Origin of the sequence: Labrenzia sp. 5N (genome assembly GCF_012395805.1) — a bacterium.
Lineage (GTDB): Bacteria > Pseudomonadota > Alphaproteobacteria > Rhizobiales > Stappiaceae > Roseibium > Roseibium algicola.
The window spans coordinates 63,316-83,862 of record NZ_JAAZTM010000005.1; the positions used below are offsets into that span (position 1 = coordinate 63,316).

Here is a 20,547-nt window from a genome sequence, read left to right on the forward strand (position 1 = left end):
TTTTTCATGTCTTGCGGTGATGCAGAACCCTGCCGATGGTGTTCATGAGAACCTGTGCCGCAAGGGTGCTTGTGGAACCGGTCGGGTCATAGTCCGGCGCAACTTCCACCAGATCGATGCCGACGATGTCGCCTTGCCTTGCCAGACCGTCGAGCAGCTCCAGCACTTCATAATAGAGAAATCCGCCGTGGCTCGGCGTGCCCGTGCCCGGTGCGATGGACGGATCGAAGGCGTCTATGTCAAGCGTCAGGTAGTAGCGCTTTCCGGCCGGTATCCGCGCCAGAAGCGCCTCGGTGCCGAGCTTGCGGGCGTGACGCACGGACAGGATGTCGGAGCCCATCCTGCGGGCATCCTCGTAGCCATCGCGCGAGGTGGAGGAGACGTTGCGAATGCCGATCTGCGTCAGCCCGGTGACATAGGGTTTTTCCGCCGCGCGGCGCATGGGATTGCCGTGGCCATAGCGCACGCCGTGTCGTTCGTCGACGAAATCCAGATGCGCATCGATCTGAACGACGTGGATCGGGTCTTCGCCATCAAAGGCGTTGATGCAAGGAATGTTGACCGAATGGTCCCCGCCCAGCACCACCGGCAAGGCGCCGGCCTTAAGGATCTTGCGTACGCCGAATTCGATGCGTCTGTGGCTTTCAATCGTGTCCGTATGGACGATATCGGCATCACCCAGATCGACAATGCGGGTCGTTTCCGCCGGCAGGTAGGTGATGTCGTCCTCAAAATCATAAGCGCCCGCATGGCCGAAGGAAAACAGCGTCGAGGCCTCCCGGATCGCGCGCGGCCCCATGCGCGCGCCCGAACGCCACTGGGTGCCGAAGTCGAACGGAGCCCCCATGACGGCAACATCCGCATCGATGGCGTCCCAATCCGGCTGATAGGGAAACTTGCCGAAGGTGCAGATGCCGACAAAGGGCAGGTTCAACCGCCCGCTTTCATAACCGTGTGAGGACATTCAAAGGCTCCTGTTGGGGACCGGCCAACTAGAGCATCATTGCAGAAGAGGGGAAAGGGCGGGGTTGAGGCAACCAAAAAACTACTGGCTCTGAAGCTAGCTGAACTCCCTAAACCTGCTTTTCCATACGTGTCGCGGAGGAAAAGCCGAACAGAAGTTCGAGAAACCCGGTCTTTTCTTCCCCAACCGCCTTGAACCCCGAGCGCTCGTAAAGAGCTTTTGCCCTTGGGTTCGTGTCGATCACATCCAGCCGCACACGGGTGAGCGAACGCTGGCGTGCTTCTTCGCCAATGGCTTTCAGCAAGGTGCCGCCGATGCCGCGGCCGCGGGCGCTTTCGGCCACAAAGATGCCGTCCATCAGCAGGCAGTCCGGCTCAATCTTGCGTTCCAGAACTTCCAGAAGAAGTCCTCGCCAGAGGCCACCGAACGTTCCGTAAACCGCCGTCATGTCGGCGAGGCTGCCGCCGGCAAGAGCCCCGTCCCGGGTCTTGTAACCGGCAAGGCCTAGCAGCCGTCCCTCCCGGTCGAGAGCGCTGATGGCAAAATCCGGGTTGAGGATGCGCTCGACAAGTCGAAGCGCTTTTTCTTCCGGGGCCAGTACCTTGCCGAGCTTGCCGGAAAAGGCTTGCCAGAACAGGCGGGCGGCAACCGGCCGCTGGTCTTCCGGGAAGCCGGGAGAAATGAAAATGTCGGATGACATGGCAGGATCAGCGGATGAAGACCGCGGTCCCTGTGGCGCTGACCATCAGCATGGAGCCGTTCTGGCCTACGGTTTCGTAATCGAGGTCGACGCCGATCACCGCATTGGCACCCATTGCCTGGGCCTGCTGGCACATTTCGTCGATGGCGATCTTGCGCGCCTTGCCAAGCTCTTCCTCGTACGCACCGGAGCGGCCGCCGACAATGTCACGGATGCCGGCAAAGAAATCCTTGAAGATATTCGCGCCAAGGATCGCCTCGCCCGTCACCAGACCCTTGTAGTCCAGATCCTTGCCCTGAATGGTGTTGGTGGTGGTGACCAGCATGCATTGTCTCCCTTTTGAACCGATGTTCGAGACATGGGTTCGTCCTCTTGGTTTTGCAAGAAATGGCTGGATTGGAAGAGGTTAGCCGGCGACAAGTCCCGCCATCACCTTCAGCAAGGCCTCGCCTTCCTCTTCCGTGCCGATGGAAATGCGCAGCCAGTTGTCGATGCGGTCCTTGTTGAAGTGGCGCACCAGAATGCCTTCATCCCTGAGGCCTGTCAGAAGATCCCCTGCTGCCCTTGTTTCATGCGAGACGAACAGGAAATTGGCTGCCGACGGCAGCACGTTGAACCCGAGAGAGCGCAGACCTTCCGCCATCCGATGCCGTTCCGTGATCACAAGGCGCCGGGTCTCCTCGAACCAGGCGGTGTCCTGCCAGGAGGCTTCGGCTCCCGCGAGTGCCAGGCGGTCGAGAGGGTACGAATTAAAACTGTCCTTGATCCGCTGCAGTCCCTCGATCAGGTGCGGCTGACCAAGAGCAAATCCGACACGCAGGCCCGCCAGGCCGCGCGACTTGGAAAAGGTCTGTACCACCAGAAGATTGTCGAACTCGGGAACCAGACGAGCGGCGCTCTCCGCGCCGAAATCGACATAGGCTTCGTCGACCAGCATCACCACATCCGGGTTTTGCTCAAGAACGCTTCGCACCGCTGCAAGATCAAGCGCAATGCCGGTCGGGGCGTTCGGATTGGCAAGCACGATGCCACCACACGGCCCACCAAGACTGGCCGGATCAATCCGGAAATCATCATCGAGTGGCACAGAACGGTGCGAAATGCCGTAAAGCTCGCAATAGGTCTTGTAGAAGCTGTAGGTGATATCGGGGAACAGCAGCTTGTCCTTGCCACTGAAAAATCCGTGAAAGGCATGGGCCAGGATTTCGTCCGAGCCGTTGCCTGCAAAAACGTGATCCACGCCCAGACCGAAGCTTGCCCCGATCGTTGCCCGCAATGAACCGGCTGACGGATCGGGGTAGAGCCTCAGGCTGTCTTCGGTAGCTGCACGGATTGCCCCGAGCGCGATGGGCGACGGGCCATAGGGATGCTCGTTCGTATTCAGCTTGATGAAGCTGCGGTCCTTTGGCTGCTCACCCGGCGTATAGGGCACCAGCTTGCTGACTATGGGGCTCCAGAACCTGCTCATGGACCGTATCCTGACGGAAATTACTGTGGTTTTTTCGCACAATAGGCGCCAAACCGGTGCGGTAAAAGTGATTTTGACGTTGTTCTTTTCCGGCGTTGCCGAAGCTCTGCTACGCGCAGAGACCACTGCGTCTCGGGGCGGGAAAGGTTCAAGCCTTCGGTGGGGCCGGGAGGGTGCTGTTCCAGGGCCTCTCCGCACTCGTGAAATGGTAGGCCGCTTTCCAAGTAATTCTGTCACCAACCTCACGTCGTCTTCCCGGCCAAGCGAAGCGCGAGCCGGGATCGGGGAGGCACGAACGTTTCGATATGGACGCTAACCTGTTGCAGCCACGCGTTGGTGGTTCCCCGGTCCCGGATCTTCGCTGCGCTACGTCCGGGATAACGATGGTGAGGGTGTGGGTGAGGGGGTGGTAAAGACGGAAAAAGCCGGGGGACATTTCCCCCGGCTCTTCCATTTGGTCAGGTTCTGTCCGCGTTTCCGGTCAGGACAGGTGATGCACCTGCTGAAGGCCGTAGACCGGGGTCGGCAGGCCTTCCATCCGCGCTTTCAGCTGTAGCGCCAGATACTGGGAGTAATGGCGCGACTGGTGCAGATTGCCACCGTGGAACCAGAGCGCTTCCTGCTGGGTCGGTTTCCACATGTTCCGCTGTTCGCCTTCCCAGGGGCCCGGGTCCTTGGTGGTGTCGGAACCAAGGCCCCAGACCTTGCCAACCCTGTCGGCCATGTCCTGGCCCATCAGGTCGGCAACCCAGCCGTTCATCGAACCGTAGCCGGTGGCATAGACGATCACGTCCGCTTCCAGTTTCGTGCCATCGTCCAGAATGACACCGTCTTCCACGATCTCGGCGACCTGGCCACGCTTCAGCTTGATCTCGCCGTCGATGATCAGCTGGCTGGCGCCGATATCAATGTAGTAGCCGGAGCCCCTGCGCAGGTATTTCAGAAAAAGGCCGCTTTCGTCGTCGCCCCAGTCCAGCCAGAACCCGGCTTTCTCCAGCCCTTCGTAGAAGTCCGCGTCCCGCTTCTTCATCTCCGCATAGGCGGGGATCTGGAACTCGTGCAGGATCCGGTAGGGCAGTGAGGCGAAGATCAGGTCCGCCTTTTCCGTCGTCACACCGGACCGGACCGCCTCTTCCGAGTAAAGCGCGCCGAGGCCAACATCCATCAGGGTGTCGGAGCGCACGATATGGGTGGAGGACCGCTGCACCATGGTCACATCGACATCATTTTCCCAAAGCGCCGCGCATATATCGTGCGCCGAATTGTTGGAGCCGACCACGACTGCCTTCTTGCCGCGATACTGATCCGGCCCCGGATGTCTGGACGAATGATGCTGGTCACCCTTGAAGGTGTCCATGCCGGGGAATTTCGGAACGTTTGCCTTGCCCGACATGCCGGTTGCCATAACCAGTTGTTTCGGTTTCAGAACCACTTCCTCGCCGTCACGATCCACGACGACTGTCCATTCTTTCTTTGCTTCGTCGTAAGTTGCGGATTTGGCAACGGTCCGGGTCCAGTAGTTCAGTTCCATGACCTTGGTGTACATTTCCAGCCAGTCGCCAATCTTGTCCTTGGGGCTGAAGATGGGCCAGTTTTCCGGAAACTTGATGTAGGGCAGGTGGTCGTACCAGACGGGATCGTGCAGGCAGAGGGACTTGTAGCGGTTGCGCCAGCTATCGCCGGGCCGGTCATTCTTTTCCACGATGATGGTGGGCACACCGAGCTGCCTCAGGCGCGCGCCGAGCGCGATGCCGCCCTGGCCGCCACCGATGATCAGGCAATAGGGCTGGGTCTTGTAACCGAGGTCCGCCAGTTCACGCTCGCGCTCCTCCTTCCAGCTGGTGCGGTGCTTGCTGGCGCCGTGCTTGGCCCCCAGCGGCCGGTTGAAACCCTTTGGCTCCTCATGGCCCTTCAGCTCGGCCATGGTTGTCAGCAGGGTCCAGATCTTGCCGCCCTTCAGCCGGATCAGGCCGAAGCAGCGGGCCCGTTCGGTATCGAACTGAATCCAGGCCGTGACGACATCGCCCTCTTTCGTCGGTATTTCACCTTCCGCGATGCGCCAGTTGCTCGGCCCGGTGGAGGCCAGTTGCTTTTCCAGCATGTCGCTGACCTGATCCTTGCCCTCGACGGTCTTGATGTTCCAGGTAAAGGCAATCAGGTCCCGCCAGTAGCAATCGTCCAGGAACATGTCCGTTGCAGCATCGATCTTGCCGTCTTCCAGCGCCTTGCCGAAAGTGTTGAGAAAAGTCTCGGTCTCGTGAACCAATGGTTTGTCGAGCATTCCAGTTCCTCCCTGTTTATGGAGGAAACAATGCAGAGCGCCCCTGCATTTTTCCATGGAACGCCCGTCAATTGATGACGTTAAGGGATAGAAACTCCGTTTGCTGTTGCGCACGCAACAGGACGCAACAGATAGTCATGCACGCGGCTTGGGGTGTGGCTCCAGGCCGAGAGAGCGCATCCGCCGGAGCACTGTCGACCGATTGACGCCAAGCCTTCGGGCGACATGGGACATGTTCCAGCCACAGGCGTCCAGAAGTGCTTCCAGATCCTGTTTCGGGTCGGTTTCGACGCGTCTGGACAGAGACGCCTGCGGCAGATCGGTAAGGTCGATCACATCGGTTTCTGCAAGCGCTGTCGCGACATCCAGCAAGGTCGCGAGTTCACGGATGTTGCCCGGCCAATGCCAGCCGCTGAGTTCGGCGCGTGCCGAAGGTGACAGGCGCAGGTCCCGCGGAGAGCGTCGCAGCAGACGATCGACCAGCCAGTCGAAATCCTGGCGATGCCGGAGCGGCGGGATTCGGATGAGAGACCCGGCAAGCCTGAAATAGAGTTCCGGCCGCAATGCGCGGATGCTTGTGGAACCTGCCGGATCCTGCCGCGTGGTGGCGACCACGCGAAGGTCACTTCGATGTTCCAGCAAGGCAAGCAAGGCAGCCTGGCCCGCCATGTCAAGATCTTCGATCCCGCGCAGGAACAGCGTTCCGGCTGCAGCATCAGACAAGGCGCCGACCTTTTCCGGTTTCAGGGCGGAACAGCAGAGCGTATGGAACGACCGGTCGGCCGGACCCAGAACATGGATGGCTCTTGCCAGATATTCCTTGCCCGTTCCGGTTTCACCAGACAGCAGGATGGGAACCTGCGTTGGTGCAAGCCGGGCAACTTTCGACACCACCTGCGACAGCGTCGCATCCTGCCCGCAGATGCCGCGCAGCGGCGTGGGCAAGGTCCCGGAAACGGGGCTGCGTGCCATGCGTGCGGCTTGCGGAGCGATGGCATGACCGTATAACCCACCACCGTCGCGCCGGCGCAGAACCCGATCTTCCGCCGGGCGGCCTCGCATCAGGGATGGCAGATCGTCGACATCGAGGTCCAGGTACATGTCGATCCGGCTTCCTATGAGGTCTGTGGAGCCGGTCGGGGCCAGACACGCGAGCGCGCCGTGCGTCATTCCCGTTATCCGTCCGCTGTCGTCCAGGGCGATGGCGGCTTCCGGATCAACTTCCAGAAACTCCGGCGATGTCGAGAAGCGCAAGACCCATTCCTTGCGCGTGGTCGCCATCAGGTTGGCCATCTCGACCCGGCGGGTGGAAGCCTTCACCAGGTTCATCGCGAGGTTCTGGCTCGATTTAGGGCTTGGGGAGCGCAGGAGGGAAATATCCAGAACCGCCGCCAGCTTGCCGCAGGTGTCGTAGATGGGGGCCGCCGTGCAGGACAGCGGTGTATGCGACAGCCCGAAGTGATCGCTCTGGTGGATCGTGACAGCTTCCCCCGTCACGATGCAGGAGCCTACACCGCAGGTTCCCGCCAGATCCTCGGACCAGTCGGACCCGAGATAAAGGCCCGCCTGCCGGAGATCGTCCTCGAACCGCGGATCGCCGAAGAAGTCGACGCACACACCCTTGGCATCGGCCAGCAGTAGCACGTAGTTGTGCCCGGCCACCTGCTTGAACAGGGTGCGCAGGCCGGAACGAGCCGTCGCGATCAACCGCTCGGACTGCTCCTGATGTTCGCGCAGTTGCTGCTCGGTGACGATATGTGCCGGTTCCGGACGCGCCGGATCCATGCCGTACGTCTGGACACAGCGCCGCCAGCTTTCCGACACCAGCCCATCCCTGCCGGTCTCGTACCCCTTCAATACGCGGTCGATTTCACTCACATGTTCAAGGTCGCGCATGTCATCCTCCCTTGACACAGCACTTCACGATAGCCTTTCGGGCAGGCTTTGCAAATTTTGCCGGCGCAATTCTGCGTTCGTAAAGCTTGTGCAGCGGGGAAGCCGGCCAGGGATATCAGCCTGGCCAGGTCAGAAGCGTGTCTTTGTTGATAGTGAAATTCGCATTCGGCCTTCTGGCGTTGGCGGCAACGTTGAGATCGACAATGTTCTGGAAAGTAGACGTCGCCTCGATTTCCGTCATGCCATACTCGGTGAAGACCTCCGGACCGAAGATATTCTTTGCCAGAAGCGGGTTGGTGAGTGCCTGGGAGAAGGCGTCGGAGCCGACCATCGCCAGAAGCAGGGGCGGCAGCGGGCGCGCCCGCATCTGGTCTTCTGCCAGCAGTCCGATGGGAAGATCGACCCGATCGATGCCGCGCACGCCGTTCCAGTCGGGATAAAGCGCTTCCAGCTCTCCCGCCAGACCGGCGTCGCCTCCGGTCAGTTCCAGGAAACTGTCGTACGGACGCAGCTTCCAGGAGGCGCGGTAGGCGTTGAAGGGGGCGAGCCGGAACCTGCGGGCAAACGCCAGCGTGCGCTCTTCCGCGCCTTGCAGGAAGAACGGGGTGTTGTGAAGGGTCAGCTTGCCTGCCCGCTGGCTCGCCGCCGCATCGATGACCGCCTCGACGCCGTGTTTTTCGATGATCGTGTTGTTGAAGCGGAAATTCTCGTTTTCCAGTACCTCACCCTGGAACAGGAACCGATCCGGAACCATGGCATGCCAGCGGTAAAGCAGGTCAAATTCCAGCGAGATCCGGTTGGTGCGGTACCACAGGCGCTTGTCCGCATCGCCAGGCTCCACGAAGATCTTGAACGGCGAATTGGCAAGGTGGTTGATATAGTCCTCGATGATGACCTTGAGCAGCTTGACGATGTTGATGTTGCGGGCCGTTTCGAAGACGCGGTCCGGACCGAAGTGCGGGTTCCGTTTGCCGATTTCACGCGCGAGACGGTTGTGCTCACGCAGGAAGATCGTGTTGAGCGCGCTGTAGAGGATCGTGGAATTGGCCCGTTCCAGGCCGGCCGCATAGTGGCATTTCCAGCGCTCCGGCGTGACGGCCCAATCCCCGATACCGGCCAGGAGTTCCCGAAGCTTTTTCGCCGCGCCCCATTCCGGATCGGCTCCCAGGAAGGTCGTTGCCCACATGGGCATGAAGTGAATGCCGGCAAACTCGGCTTTGACTGCCAGATCCGGGCCCGCGAGCAGCGGCGGCAGCTCGCCGACGGACGTCTGCCGGGACTTCAGAAAAGCGCCTTCCCGTAAAAACGAGGTGGTTTCCTCGCCAAGACCATAGATCTGGCAAAGATCGATTTCGTGGTTCGAGGTGTTCAGCCGCTTGTTCAGCGGATGAGTGCGCAGGAAACTGTCGGTGAACCACTGGGCAAAGAAGCAGAACAGCGTGCTGGTGTCGCTCTCGACCATCGCCTTGCGCCGGTAAAGTTCCGCCACCCTCGGCACTTCCGGCAGGGCATCGACAAAATCCTGATCGACGGGTGGCAGGTGCCGGCCGGTGTAGCGGCGGTCGACCAGACCCGGCCAGCTGGCGAAGGTGCTGGTGGTCTTTTCCGGATCCTTTGGGCCCGCAACCATTTCCAGATGCGTTTCCGGATCATGCGGTGTCCAGAGGGAGAGCGGGAGCGGACGACCGGGTGGCGCGTTCGAGATGCCGTTGATGACAAGACGGTTGATCACCCGGCTGAGCGGACCGCAACGCTTGACCAGCCGGACGAGGGCGGGAAAGGCCTCGGCCAGTTTCAGTGCCTGGCCGCCGATGAAACCGAGGATCCGCTTGTGGAGCGACGGGTCCCGCAGAACGTCCCGTTCAGAGCGGACGCCGAGCTGATCCAGAAACGGCACAAACACCAGGGCATAGAGGATATGCGGCCAGACGTGGTGGTGCCAGACATCCTGCAGCACGAATATGAACACAAAGGCGACGACCACATTGCCACCTATGAAGATCCAGTAACCGATGCGCAGCCGCCGGAACATGAGCCAGTTGGCATAGGCGCCGGCCCCCAGCGCCAGCCCGAGGACCATGTGTATCGGATCGAAATCGTAGCGGAAGAATTCCTCGACGCCGCGATAGGCCATGATCGTCCCGACAAGCAGGCAGATGATGTCGAGAAACGTTCCCTTGAAGGATGCGCTAAGCCTCATGACCGCCCCGCATATTGCTTGGATTTGAGATATTCGATCAGTGCGGATTTCTCGCCGTCCGGAAGACCGGTGCCGTAAAGATGTCCACCATTGCCGTTGCCGGTCAGCTGCGTGTCGAACAGGAAGCCACTTTCGCAGGCAAAGCCGACGTCCACCGGATCGAAATCCGTGCAGCCGCGATAGAAGGTCGCTGGACGGTCTTCCGGCGCTGACAAAAGCGCCCGAAGCGTCGGCACGGAACCATTGTGGAGATAAGGCCCGCGTGCCCAGATGGCGTCCAGCGGCGTGTTTGCATAGCCGTCCGTTGCCCGGTAGTGCGAGAACCGCCAGGTGTACCCCTTGCCGACATCGCCGAAGCGGCTGACGAAGGCTTCGTCGAAGAGATCAGATCGTGCCGGGTCTGTCTGAAGGTCCGAAAGCGGCGTGACCTGCCCGAAGCTCTCGCCTCCTGGGTCATGACAGGTGCCGCAGCCTTCCCTTTCGTAAATCGCGGCGCCGTCTGCTGCCATCTCTGCATTGACTGGCAAGGGGTAGGCGGGCGGTGGCAGGTCCCGCAGCCATTCCGCCTGGGCATCGATCAGCCCGCGTTGCAGCAGCCATTCCTTGGCGCCGCCGGCAAGGGCGGCGGAATAGTTGCGCTCGATCAGCGAATTGTTGTTGCCGTCCCAGTGGAACCAGCCCCCCTCGCGGATGCCCTGGTTCCAGACCGAGGGAAAGTCGACCGTTCCGACCGCCTCGTCCTTTTCCGGGCCATAGCCCCAGCGTGCGCGCCAGTTGTTGCCCGCGTCCGTGCGCCCGGGGCCATGCTGCGGTTTTACCTTCATCCAGCTGAAAGCGGTCGCCAGTCCATCGGCCTGGTCCTTGATGCCAGGTACCAGAATGGTGCGCACCAGAAGACGGTCGATTGGGCCCAGAGGTCTGCCGGCCTGCGCGGCGCTTTCAATCACCGCATCCGCCGTCAGCTTGTCGCTTGCGGCAACGTAGCCAAGGAACAGGATGTAGGACTGGATATCGAGCATTTCGGCAGGTGCACCCAGCAACAACATGGTGTTGCCGCCTGCGGTGACTTCCGCGCTGTGGCAGGTGGCGCAATTGAAGCCGACCCTCGGCACACCGACGCGCCGGATGCTGAAGCCGATCGGAAGTTCCTGTCCCGGTTCCTCGATGAAGCCGAATGTGCGCCAGCCTTCGGGCAGCTCGTCCTTGAAAATTGCCGGCAGTTCGCGCCAGACCATATAGGGGAAACCGTCCCATTCGGCGCCGATGGAACCGTATTTGAATTCGGCGACCGGATTGTCAAAGGTTTGTGGCGGACCCGGCTTGATTGTGAGGCGCTTGCCTTCCAGGACCAGGCAGGTGATCAGCAGCAGCGCCGCGACAATCGCCAACCAAAGCGGCATGCCGTCGTTTCTGGGCGATACGGAGGGTTGTTGCATCTTGTAGCTTTCCGGAATGCCGGCAAAGACGGGTGGAACAACGCCATTGACTTCATGCCGCTTGCAAGCGGCACTCTCATAGGCTTGTCGCCGGGCAAGGTTGATGGCGCCGACGGGCTCGTGCGCCGGCAGGCTGTTCCAGGGTGAAAAGGCGATGTTCTCCGCCAGTGGGGCGTGTTGATCGACGTCCTGCTGAAAGATTTCCAGCGTCGCCAGCTTTTCGTGACGCGCGCCCGGCACCGCCGACCAGGCAATCGACGGATCATCTATCGGCTGCGCGGCCGGATCTATCTGCACATCGACGCCGAATTCAAAAGTGACCGGGCAACGGATCAGGGTTTCCCTCAGCGCGACGGCCAATTGATCGCGTCCGGACCGGACCTCAGGCGGATCCACCGGCACCGGCCTTGGCGTTGCGGTATATTTCACCAGAAGATCGCCAAGCCGATAAGGCGTGGTGCTGAAGTATCGGCTTGCAAGCGGAGACACGGGGCGATGAGAGACAAAGGCCCGGATCCTGCCGAAGAGATAGAAGCCCGTGAACAGAAGCCGGGACAAGGGCTTCAGGCGGGCAACACCGCGTTTCAGCACCAGGGTGTTGATGTCGTCGTAGTCGCCGAGGTCACCGGTGAAAAAGGTTTCATGGTCGACGAGAATGAAATCCTGCACCCTGCCGTCCGGGTTTTCAGCCGACAGCCACTCCCTGTCGATGCCCAGCACCTTGATGGCCATGCCGTGGGCATCCCGCTTCCGGTCATCCAGTTGGCGGCCGTTGGAAAACCGGACAAGGGCGTCATATGTGCCTGGCAAGGCGAAGAGACCGTGACGCAAGTCCTCCGGCACTTCGCCGATACTGAAGCGGGCGCGGACACAGCCGTGATGTTTCGGGTGCTGTGGGCGGCGGGCCAGACCGGGAACCGTGCAAATGGCCTCGACATTGGTACGGGCGATGCTGTCGATCAGCCCCGCGTCTCCACCGGTTTCCGATTTGCCCGGCCGTGCCGGTTCTCTCGAGGCCATTCAGCCCGCCCTCTCGCGTTGGTGGGTCAAACGCATGGACCGGCTCTTCAACTGCCGATGCGTTTAATTACCTTACGTAAGGCTAGCTTTTATTTTCAGGGAAGGGAAGGTTTCCGGCCGTTGTCCGTCACGGTGGTGTGACGGCATCCTTTTGAAATACAACCTGATTTGGCCACCGGGTTGTATTTCTTCGTTCCGGCAATCATTTCTGCTCCGTGCCAGACGCTCGGGACAGCAAGGTGGCCCGGGTCAAAACATTTGATCCGGGCCCTGTTGCCTCAAAGGAGTTCAGTTGGAACTGAGGTCGACATCCGTCCCGTAGATCCGGGCGATGTCCTGAAGCATTGCGCGGGCTGCAAGAATACCCTGCGACGTTGCCCAGACACCGTCATCGACCTTGTGGGCGTTTCCTGTCTTGACGACTTCCAGATTGGCCCAGAGAGGGTCTTTCAGCGTCTCGCCCTCCAGGGCCGTGCCCTCTCCATTGCCGGTGTCATATGTCAGGTAGAACATCCGGTCGGCTTCCATGTTCGGGATGCTTTCCTTGCCCACGGCAAGAGCCAGACCGTCCTGCGCCTGTACCTCGGGCCGCTTGAAACCGATGTCGTTCAGCACAACACCGGAGAAACTGTCATGGCGATAAACGTAAAGCTGGCCGGGCACGAAACGGACGACGGAAACCGTGTCCCCGGCATTCTCGCCGAGGGCTGAGCGCAACCGGGCAACGTCGGCCTCATAGGCACTGACGAGCGCCTCGCCTTCCGCTTCCATACCGACCGAGCTGGCATAGAGCTTCATGTTGTCCTTGAAATCCGTGGCATTGACCACAAACACCGTGGGCGCAATGGCGGAGAGCTGAGGATAGATTTCCTCGTGCCGCTTCTTGCTGCCGAGGATCAGATCCGGCTCGAGCATGGCCAGCCGTTCCAGGTTGACCGCAAGCTCCGTCCCGACAACTTCAACTCCGGCCATCCGGTCGCCCAGATGCGGGTACCAGGGATCGCCATACCAGGATGACGCAGCCCCAACAGGCGTCTTGCCCAGCATGAGCATTGCCTCGGTGCCTTCGTTGGTGAGAACGACAATCTTCTGCGGAGTGTCCGGCACCTCGGTGGTGCCCATGGCATGGGTAATCTCGGCAGCGGACAGGGCGCCGGGCAACAAGGTTGGCAACAGGGCTGCGAAAAAACAAAGGCTGGATAGAAAACGCAAGGGGTATCTCCGGCATTACAGGTTATCTGGCTTGCCGAACCCCGACTGGCTTGAGGAATTTTTTCCTGGAAATTGCCGTCATTGTCAAATGAAGAAGCTCAGGCCTGCAGGAACCGTCCGGGTGCAAGCTGGTCCTGTGTGATACCGCAGGCGGACAGATCACCCGGCAGGTTCCGGCCGGCAACAAGGGCCGCCAGTGCCCTGCCCATCGCCGGGGATGTCAGAACCCCGCATCCGCCCTGGCCTGCGCTGACAAAATAACCCGGATGATCGGGAAATCCGCCGCAGACTGGGTTTCGGTCAGGCGCAAACGTGCGCAATCCTGCCCAGCTTGCGGATGGACGCGGCACGGCCAGCTCGGTGTCGATGCCGATATGATGGATCGCCTCTGCAAGGCGAAGGTCATCTGCATAAACCTCTCCCGGAGAAACAGGATCGGCCTCTGCCGGTGACGCCGTGAAGCCGTGCGGCTGCGGATGGACGTACCAGGTGTAATCAGCCGTCGTGACATGTGGCCAGACACCGGCGTCCTGACGGTGAAGCGGAAACGTGAAGGCCGAACGGCGAAAGGCCTTGAGGCCAAGCGCCGGGACACCGGCAAGATCCGCAATCCGGTCCGCCCAGGCCCCGGCCGCATTGACCAGAACGGGCGCCGCCACCGTCCGGTCTCCGGCCGTCACCTGCCATGTGTCGGCAATCCGCCGGATGGAAGTGACTTCCGCCTTGCAGACGAAGCGAGCGCCATTGGCAGCCGCCACCTTGCGATAGGATTGCAGCAGCAGATCGACATCGATATCCATCGCATCTGCTTCGAAAACACCCGCATGAACCCGTTCCGGCCGGAGGGCCGGAAACAGGGCCAAAGCCTCTTGTCTGTCGACAAACCGGCAGTCCGACCCGGCCTCCTGCAGCCTTGCCATCAGCCTGTCCAGAACAGGCCGATGCTCCTCACGCCCAACCGTCAGGCAGCCGCGGGGCGCGACAAGCGTCTGCTCGCAAAACCCCGGCGGCGGCGCCTGAAAGAACGCACGGCTTGCCGCGGCCAGTGCGCGCATTGTGTTGGCGGAAATGCCGGCCGTGAATTGCCCTGCCGTGCGGGCTGAAGACTGCGTTGCCAGCGCCGGCTCGCGCTCCAGAAGCGTCACTTGCGCAAACTCGGACAGAAAACAGGCCGCGCTCAGCCCGGCAACACCGCCGCCGATGATGATGACGTCTGCTGTCATTGCGTCAGACAATCCCTCGCGGTGTCACGGTCAACGCTGTCACGCCGCCTTGCGGGACATGTCTTCGCCGCGGTAACTCAAGGCCTCCGCCAGATGAATGCGGCCAACCTGATCCGCACCGTCCAGATCGGCCAGCGTGCGGGCGAGTTTGAGGACGCGGTGATATCCGCGGGCGCTCAGGGCAAGACGCTCGGCAACATCGCGCAGGAAAGCGAGCCCCTTGTCATCTGGCCGTGTCATGGTTTCGACAATCGATGCAGGTGCCTGGGCATTTGTGCGGCAGGCAAGGCCAAGTTCCAGGAAGCGTTCTGCCTGGATCCTGCGCGCTTCAGCGACCCGAGCGGCCACGACGGCGGACGGTTCGCTGGCCGCAGGACCGATCAGGTCGGCCGCCGTAACGGCCGGAACATCGATCCTGACGTCAATCCGGTCAAGCAGCGGTCCAGACACCCGGGCCTGATAGTCGGTGACGCAGCGCTCGCCCCGGCGGCACTGGTGGCCCGGCTCGCCCGCATGGCCGCAGCGGCAGGGGTTCATGGCCGCGACAAGCTGGATGCGGGCCGGATAGGTGACCCGGTGGTTCGCGCGGGCAATTACCGCTTCGCCCGATTCCAGCGGCTGGCGCAGACTGTCGAGAACCTGCGGATTGAACTCGGGAAGCTCGTCGAGGAATAACACTCCGTTATGGGCGAGCGAGACCTCACCGGGCCGGGCGCGCATCCCGCCACCGACAAGGGCGGCCATGGAAGCGGAATGATGCGGCGCGCGGAAGGGACGTCGATCGGTCAATTTGCCTTCGGCCAGCTCGCCCGCAAGCGAGGCGATCATGGACACTTCCAGAAGCTCGCGCGGGGTCAGGGCCGGCAGGATGGACGGCAGGCGCTGCGCCAGCATGGATTTGCCGGAGCCGGGAGGACCGGTCATCAGCAGGTTGTGCCCGCCGGCAGCGGCGATCTCCAGCGCCCGTCTGGCGCTTTCCTGTCCCTTGACCTCCGCAAGGTCCGGCAGCACACCGGCATTGCCGCGCAGCCGGGCCACCGGCCGGGAGAGCACCTGTGTTCCCTTGAAGTGATTGGCGAGCTGGATCAGCGAGCGGGGCGCGAGAATGTCCATGTCTGCGTCGGCCCAGGCAGCCTCGCCGCCGCTGGCTTCCGGGCAGATGAGGCCCTTGCCGATGCCGTTGGCGCCCATGGCGGCCGGCAGGACACCGGCAACAGGCGCAAGCGTGCCGTCGAGACCAAGCTCGCCGAGAACAACGTATCTTTCCAGAAATTCAGCCGGTATGGCGCCGATGGCGGCCATAACGCCCAGCGCGATCGGCAGATCGTAATGCGAGCCTTCCTTGGGCAGGTCGGCAGGGGCGAGATTGACTGTGACGCGTTTGGCCGGCAGCGCCAGGCCTGAAGCGGCAAGCGCCGCGCGAACTCGTTCCCGACTTTCTGCAACAGCCTTGTCCGGCAGGCCGACGATGGTGAAGGCAACCATGCCCGGCCCGACATGTACCTGCACGTCTACCGGAACTGCCTCGATGCCCCGAAACGCGACCGTCGTGATCCGGCTGACCATATTCACCTCTACTTACAGATGCAGGTCAACGAAGCATATGTCGATAAAAGACGCAAGAACAAATATGGAACAGACAGGGTCAGTCCGGTCAGGAGACCAGCACGCGCAGCTTGCTTCCGCTGGCAACAGTGAAGTTGGCACGGGTCAGAACTGCATCGAGATAAGCGGGCACCTTAAAGTCTTCACTCGGCTGCAAACCGTTGGTTTCCAGCCAGTCGGACACAAGTTCGAGGAGACGGTCCGGGTCTTTTTCATAGAGGGCCCGACACAGCTCCATGTCGAGCTTGGCCCCGGCGGTGTTGGCGGCGGTGAGTATCATCGATCCAATCGCATTCTGTTCATCAATCATAGCGTGCTGCCAACATGCTTGCAATTTCCGGGAAAGGCCAGCACATAGCGGTTATGAGGGCGTTGGCCACCATAACCCGCTGTTATGGTCTGACCCCTTCGGTCTGCTTTCCGGCCGCAAAGCCCGCCAGGCCGCAGCACAGAAGCCCGGCTGCAAAGAAAAGCGCCGAATGGCCGACAACCGGAATGAGAAAGCCGCTCAGCACGGGCCCGACCCCCTGCCCCAGGGAAATCAGGAAGAAGGTAAAGCCGAACCCGATGGACGGTGCCTGCCGGAACAGCCTCATGCTCCACATGCCGAAAAGGGCGGTCATCACGATGAAACCGACGCCGAAACAAGCCGCTGACACGTAGATCCCGAGTCTTGTTTCCACAAGCATCGGCAGAGTGCCGATTGCGGTCCCGACCAGAACCGCCAGGACACGATAGGCAGCCTGCAAACCCCAGCGATCGACAAGACCACCGGCGAAGCAGCCGGTAACGCCCGAAATGCCCAACACGATCCAGAACAGGATTGCGTCTCGAGGATTGCCCGTCAGCATGGTCAGGAGTTCGACGGCATAGGTCCAGTAGACGGCGGTGACGATGCCGAAAAGAAATGCCGCGACAAACAGTCCGCGCGCTGTCCGATCCATAAGGATCCAGACGGACACCCTGGGACGGGCATGTTCCAGATGCACGCTGCGCCTGGGCAAGGTGGCTGCGTTCCAGATCGTTACACTGAAGGCGATAACCGCGAAAACCAGCCAGGCGAGCCGCCAGTCACCACCGGCGAAGAGAGCCAGCGGCCCGGCAAAGGCAACGCCGAAACCGGTGCCGGAGTTGATCCAGGCATAGACGCTGTTCTGCCGGCTGAGTTCCGTATGACGCACGATGACATCGGAAAAAGGCGGATAGGAAAGGCCCGGGCTTGCTCCTGCAACGAAGACGCCAAGCGCCAGTACAAACGGCGTCTGTGCCAGGGCGATCATGGCCATGCCTGTTGTGGCGGCGAGGCCGCCAAGCAGGATCGGCAAGCGCGGTTCGAACACCGTCGACAGCCAGGAACCGACGAAAGTCGCCGCCAGATACCCCAGATAGGACAGACCGGCGATCAGGCCGACCGTTTCCGGCGACAGCGCGAATTCCTGACGGATTTCCGGCAGGAACAGGCCAAAACAATAGCGTGCCAGTCCGTAGGTGACAGCGACGATGGCCAGGCCCGCGGCAGTAAGACCGCGGGTCTGTGCCAAGGTCATCTCAAACCCGGCGGGAGAGCTGGAAGTGAAGTGTTTGGTCATCCGTGTAGCTCTCGCCGAATATTTCGAAATGGCCACCCTCCTGCCGGTACGAGCGATACTGATCGCGCGTGAGTTTCAGGCAGAAGTTGGAAACATGCAAGTTTCTTCCGCTGATTGAATGCGCGAATTCCTCGGCCAGAATGGCCACTTGCGCACTCTGGCCATCCTCGAACACGACAGGCAGCAAAAAGAAGCGATTCAGCGTCGGCAAACTGCGGTCCACCGCCCGTTCGAACGCGATGCGCGAAAACCGCTGCATGGCCGGGTGGGCGTAAAAACCGGAGATCTTGTCGGTCTGTTCGATGGTGTAGAGCTGGCTTTCGGACAGCAGCAAGTCTCCTGGCCGGGTAATGTCCCGCAGCCAGCCGTTGACCACTGCCGGATCGTCATTGCCTTCCTGAAAACCGAGCATTGTCACGAGGGCGGGCGGCGCATCGTCTTCGATCATGTCTTCCAGGCGGCAGGCCTCGAAAGGCGCGGTGACAAACTCAAGTGGAGTGTCCGGCAGGATCGCCGCGAGGGCTGCCCGCATCGGCGCAGCCGACATCGGGTTGATGTCGACGGCGATATAACGATCTATGATGACGCCCAGGCCCTGCAGTGTCTTGAGAATGAACCCGGTCTTGACCGGCTCCGGACCCAGTTCGACATACACCAGCCGCTCGCCTGCAAGCTCGGTTGCAATCCGCCCGCAGCTTTCTTCCAGCGCCGCCCGAAAAGACCTGCCGTCTTCATGAATTCGGCCAAGCGTGTCCGATGCGATACCGGTCTCGTTTAGCTGGCGCATCAGCTGAAACACCTCGTCCAGAGGACCGGTTGCGGTCTCCGAACTGCCTTCGTTTGTGTATTTCACCCGGTTGTCCTGGGTCAGGATCGTATCGAGACTGAATTCCGTGTGGCAGGCAATTGCCCTGTGAACTCTTTGTTGCAGCGAAAGGGGGCCGGTCGTCTGGTGATCTGGCCCATGCTCCGGCTGGCCATAGGAAAGCGCTAAAGTCATGGCGGATACCTGTTTTGACAAAAGAGACTCTCGGATTACGGGATTTTTTACCGACCCTTAAATTTATAATTGAAGCGCCCCATAATGGAACGTTATGCTTGTGTGGCGCTGGACCGGCGGAAAACCGCATAGGTCGTCTTGCGCTAAAACGGAGGCAGGGACATGACCATAGGCCGTTTTAATATCGAGTTGCTGGAAGCCTTTGTGGCTGTTGCAGAAGCAGGCAACGTCACACATGCGGGATCTCGGTTGAACCGCACACAACCCTGCGTCAGCACTCAGCTGCGGCGTCTGGAGGAACGGGTCGGCAAACCGCTGATCGAGCGCAGCGCGCGCACAATGAACCTCACGCCCGCCGGGCGTATCCTTTATCAGCACGCCACGGAAATCCTGCGCTCACACGAGGAAGCCAGGTTGCGCCTGTCTGCGCCGGAACTGACCGGCACGGTGCATGTCGGCCTGCCAGAATGGTATGCGACCGGCCAGCTGCAATCGATTTTCTGCAATTTCGTGCGCATTCACCCCAACGTGAAACTTGAGATGACGGTCGCCGACAGCGCCACACTGCACGAAATGCTGTCCAACAACGAAATCAACCTCGCAATAGCCCTTGTCTCGTCTACCAAGCAGATGCCGGTCGAGATTTTCGAGGAGCCGCTGCACTGGGCGGTTGGCGACAACTGCCCGCTAACCGATCCGCTGCCATTGATCATGTTTCCCGAACCCTGCCCTTTCCGGGAAATCTCCTTCGGTTCGCTCGCCCGCGCCGGACGGCAGTGGTACGAGCGCATCACCACCACCAGCGTTGCCGCCGCCCAGGTAGCCGTTCTGTCGGGTGCAGGCCTTTGCTGCCTGCCGTCGGGAGCCATTCTGGAAGGCTTCAAGATCCTGAAGGAGCAGGATGGCTTTCCGAAGCTTCCGGCAACACAGCTCGCGATCTACACCCAGTCGACAACGCAATCGCCCATCGTCGATTACCTGGAAGAGCATCTCAACGACCTCCTGCAGAACGCCATTGCGCCGCGCTCGGCGCTGGCGGGCAAGATACAGCCGGATTTGCGGGTGGTCTGACGGCCTGAAGCCTCAGGCCCGTTCTGCCAGGATTTCCAGCAGCTTCCTGTGCGCCTCGACCGGTTTGCGGTCGACGCGCCAGACAAGATAGGTGACGGTTTCGCCAAAAGGCGGCGGGAGCGGGGTCGTCGTCAACTGGTCGGCATTGCGAAAGCCCAGGACGGCGCTTTCCGGAGCAACCGTGAACCCGAGACCGGCCTCCACACAGCCCAGAATTCCTTCCAGCGTGCCCATTTCCGTTACTTCCCTGTCGCTCTGGCCGATACTGCCGAGCCACGCCTGCGCCGCCGCCCTGTAGCTGCAGCCATGGCGAAAGGCCAACAGCGGGCCCTGCTCCGAAGTGGCCGGACCAATGGCGGAGACAAGCTGTTCACTGAAGGCGCGAACCGCCTGAAACCTGGCCTTGTCGACAGGCCCGGCGACAAAGGCGGCATCGATCTTCTGATCCCACACCTTTGACAGCAGGTCTGCGGTCGGGCCGGTCGTCAGGGAAAGCGGTGCTGTGCTTTTGTCTCTCAGACGTTTGAGAAGAGCGGGCAGGCGAACGGCTGCCGTTGTTTCCATGGAGCCGAGCCTGAGCGGCGCACCTGCCCCGGCAGCTTCCAGAAGATCGCGCTCGGCCGCCGCAAATTGTTGCAGAAGCACGATCGCGCGCGCATGAACCTGTTCACCGAATTCCGTCAGCCGGGCCCCGGCCTTGCTGCGCTGGAAGACCTTCTGGCCGAATTGTTCCTCAAGACGCCGAATACGGGAGGTGACGTTCGACTGCACGCAGTTCAGCGCCTGGGCAGCCCCCGAAAAGGAGCCTGTCTCGGCGACTGCCATCAGTGTTTTCAAAAGCACGATGTCCATACTATCCAAATTAGAGATATCAAATTCCTT

The 20,547-nt window shown here is 61.0% G+C and carries 16 protein-coding genes; 1 reads left to right on the forward strand and 15 read right to left on the reverse strand.

Translation table 11 applies throughout. The features are described from left to right. Positions 1-4: 4 nt before the first annotated feature. From speB to HEP89_RS07760, 14 genes are all read right to left on the reverse strand, one after another. Positions 5-964, reverse strand: coding sequence for an agmatinase (gene speB, locus HEP89_RS07695; RefSeq protein WP_168691722.1), 960 nt, complete (start codon positions 962-964; stop codon positions 5-7). 109 nt (positions 965-1,073) lie between these two features. Next, complete coding sequence (locus HEP89_RS07700) at positions 1,074-1,664, reverse strand: GNAT family N-acetyltransferase (protein WP_168691723.1); 591 nt, start codon at positions 1,662-1,664, stop codon at positions 1,074-1,076. A gap of 7 nt (positions 1,665-1,671) precedes the next feature. Further along, a complete protein-coding gene (locus HEP89_RS07705; protein ID WP_023002348.1) occupies positions 1,672-1,989 on the reverse strand; it encodes a heavy metal-binding domain-containing protein in 318 nt (105 codons plus the stop codon). An 81-nt stretch (positions 1,990-2,070) separates the two neighbouring features. Beyond that, complete coding sequence (locus HEP89_RS07710; protein ID WP_168691724.1) at positions 2,071-3,132, reverse strand: histidinol-phosphate transaminase; 1,062 nt, start codon at positions 3,130-3,132, stop codon at positions 2,071-2,073. Between the two features lie 481 nt (positions 3,133-3,613). Further along, positions 3,614-5,413: an NAD(P)/FAD-dependent oxidoreductase gene (locus HEP89_RS07715; RefSeq protein ID WP_168691725.1), complete on the reverse strand. Its 1,800-nt coding sequence runs from the start codon at positions 5,411-5,413 to the stop codon at positions 3,614-3,616. 135 nt (positions 5,414-5,548) lie between these two features. Then, positions 5,549-7,309, reverse strand: coding sequence for a sigma-54-dependent Fis family transcriptional regulator (locus HEP89_RS07720; protein WP_168691726.1), 1,761 nt, complete (start codon positions 7,307-7,309; stop codon positions 5,549-5,551). A 115-nt stretch (positions 7,310-7,424) separates the two neighbouring features. Beyond that, positions 7,425-9,509, reverse strand: a complete 2,085-nt coding sequence (locus HEP89_RS07725) for a peroxidase family protein (RefSeq protein WP_168691727.1) — start codon at positions 9,507-9,509, stop codon at positions 7,425-7,427. Continuing rightward, entirely contained in the window at positions 9,506-11,965 is a 2,460-nt protein-coding gene (locus HEP89_RS07730; protein WP_168691728.1) for a hypothetical protein, read from the reverse strand. The genes HEP89_RS07725 and HEP89_RS07730 overlap by 4 nt, the downstream gene beginning before the upstream one ends. 288 nt (positions 11,966-12,253) lie before the next feature. Continuing rightward, the gene (locus HEP89_RS07735) at positions 12,254-13,177 is read right to left on the reverse strand and encodes an iron-siderophore ABC transporter substrate-binding protein (RefSeq protein WP_286201034.1); all 924 of its coding nucleotides are present in this window, start codon (positions 13,175-13,177) and stop codon (positions 12,254-12,256) included. A 98-nt stretch (positions 13,178-13,275) separates the two neighbouring features. Further along, complete coding sequence (locus HEP89_RS07740) at positions 13,276-14,400, reverse strand: FAD-binding oxidoreductase (protein ID WP_168691729.1); 1,125 nt, start codon at positions 14,398-14,400, stop codon at positions 13,276-13,278. A gap of 39 nt (positions 14,401-14,439) precedes the next feature. Further along, a complete protein-coding gene (locus tag HEP89_RS07745) occupies positions 14,440-15,966 on the reverse strand; it encodes a YifB family Mg chelatase-like AAA ATPase (protein ID WP_168691730.1) in 1,527 nt (508 codons plus the stop codon). 88 nt (positions 15,967-16,054) lie between these two features. Continuing rightward, positions 16,055-16,315: a hypothetical protein gene (locus tag HEP89_RS07750; RefSeq protein ID WP_023002373.1), complete on the reverse strand. Its 261-nt coding sequence runs from the start codon at positions 16,313-16,315 to the stop codon at positions 16,055-16,057. Between the two features lie 82 nt (positions 16,316-16,397). Continuing rightward, positions 16,398-17,594: an MFS transporter gene (locus HEP89_RS07755; RefSeq protein WP_168691731.1), complete on the reverse strand. Its 1,197-nt coding sequence runs from the start codon at positions 17,592-17,594 to the stop codon at positions 16,398-16,400. After that, positions 17,554-18,594: a hypothetical protein gene (locus HEP89_RS07760; RefSeq protein ID WP_168691732.1), complete on the reverse strand. Its 1,041-nt coding sequence runs from the start codon at positions 18,592-18,594 to the stop codon at positions 17,554-17,556. The genes HEP89_RS07755 and HEP89_RS07760 overlap by 41 nt, the downstream gene beginning before the upstream one ends. A 162-nt stretch (positions 18,595-18,756) precedes the next feature. On the opposite strand from HEP89_RS07760, the gene HEP89_RS07765 reads away from it, so the two are divergent. Beyond that, complete coding sequence (locus tag HEP89_RS07765; protein ID WP_023002376.1) at positions 18,757-19,665, forward strand: LysR family transcriptional regulator; 909 nt, start codon at positions 18,757-18,759, stop codon at positions 19,663-19,665. A 12-nt stretch (positions 19,666-19,677) separates the two neighbouring features. On the opposite strand, the gene HEP89_RS07770 is transcribed toward HEP89_RS07765, so the two are convergent. Continuing rightward, entirely contained in the window at positions 19,678-20,517 is an 840-nt protein-coding gene (locus HEP89_RS07770; protein ID WP_168691733.1) for a LysR family transcriptional regulator, read from the reverse strand. Positions 20,518-20,547: the final 30 nt, after the last annotated feature.

Excerpts from the sequence above, each read along its gene's own strand:
- speB (WP_168691722.1), bottom strand. The coding sequence starts at position 964 with ATGTCCTCACACGGTTATGAAAGCGGGCGGTTGAACCTGCCCTTTGTC.
- HEP89_RS07700 (WP_168691723.1), bottom strand. The coding sequence starts at position 1,664 with ATGTCATCCGACATTTTCATTTCTCCCGGCTTCCCGGAAGACCAGCGG.
- HEP89_RS07705 (WP_023002348.1), bottom strand. The coding sequence starts at position 1,989 with ATGCTGGTCACCACCACCAACACCATTCAGGGCAAGGATCTGGACTAC.
- HEP89_RS07710 (WP_168691724.1), bottom strand. The coding sequence starts at position 3,132 with ATGAGCAGGTTCTGGAGCCCCATAGTCAGCAAGCTGGTGCCCTATACG.
- HEP89_RS07715 (WP_168691725.1), bottom strand. The coding sequence starts at position 5,413 with ATGCTCGACAAACCATTGGTTCACGAGACCGAGACTTTTCTCAACACT.
- HEP89_RS07720 (WP_168691726.1), bottom strand. The coding sequence starts at position 7,309 with ATGCGCGACCTTGAACATGTGAGTGAAATCGACCGCGTATTGAAGGGG.
- HEP89_RS07725 (WP_168691727.1), bottom strand. The coding sequence starts at position 9,509 with ATGAGGCTTAGCGCATCCTTCAAGGGAACGTTTCTCGACATCATCTGC.
- HEP89_RS07730 (WP_168691728.1), bottom strand. The coding sequence starts at position 11,965 with ATGGCCTCGAGAGAACCGGCACGGCCGGGCAAATCGGAAACCGGTGGA.
- HEP89_RS07740 (WP_168691729.1), bottom strand. The coding sequence starts at position 14,400 with ATGACAGCAGACGTCATCATCATCGGCGGCGGTGTTGCCGGGCTGAGC.
- HEP89_RS07745 (WP_168691730.1), bottom strand. The coding sequence starts at position 15,966 with ATGGTCAGCCGGATCACGACGGTCGCGTTTCGGGGCATCGAGGCAGTT.
- HEP89_RS07750 (WP_023002373.1), bottom strand. The coding sequence starts at position 16,315 with ATGATTGATGAACAGAATGCGATTGGATCGATGATACTCACCGCCGCC.
- HEP89_RS07755 (WP_168691731.1), bottom strand. The coding sequence starts at position 17,594 with ATGACCAAACACTTCACTTCCAGCTCTCCCGCCGGGTTTGAGATGACC.
- HEP89_RS07760 (WP_168691732.1), bottom strand. The coding sequence starts at position 18,594 with ATGACTTTAGCGCTTTCCTATGGCCAGCCGGAGCATGGGCCAGATCAC.
- HEP89_RS07765 (WP_023002376.1), top strand. The coding sequence starts at position 18,757 with ATGACCATAGGCCGTTTTAATATCGAGTTGCTGGAAGCCTTTGTGGCT.
- HEP89_RS07770 (WP_168691733.1), bottom strand. The coding sequence starts at position 20,517 with ATGGACATCGTGCTTTTGAAAACACTGATGGCAGTCGCCGAGACAGGC.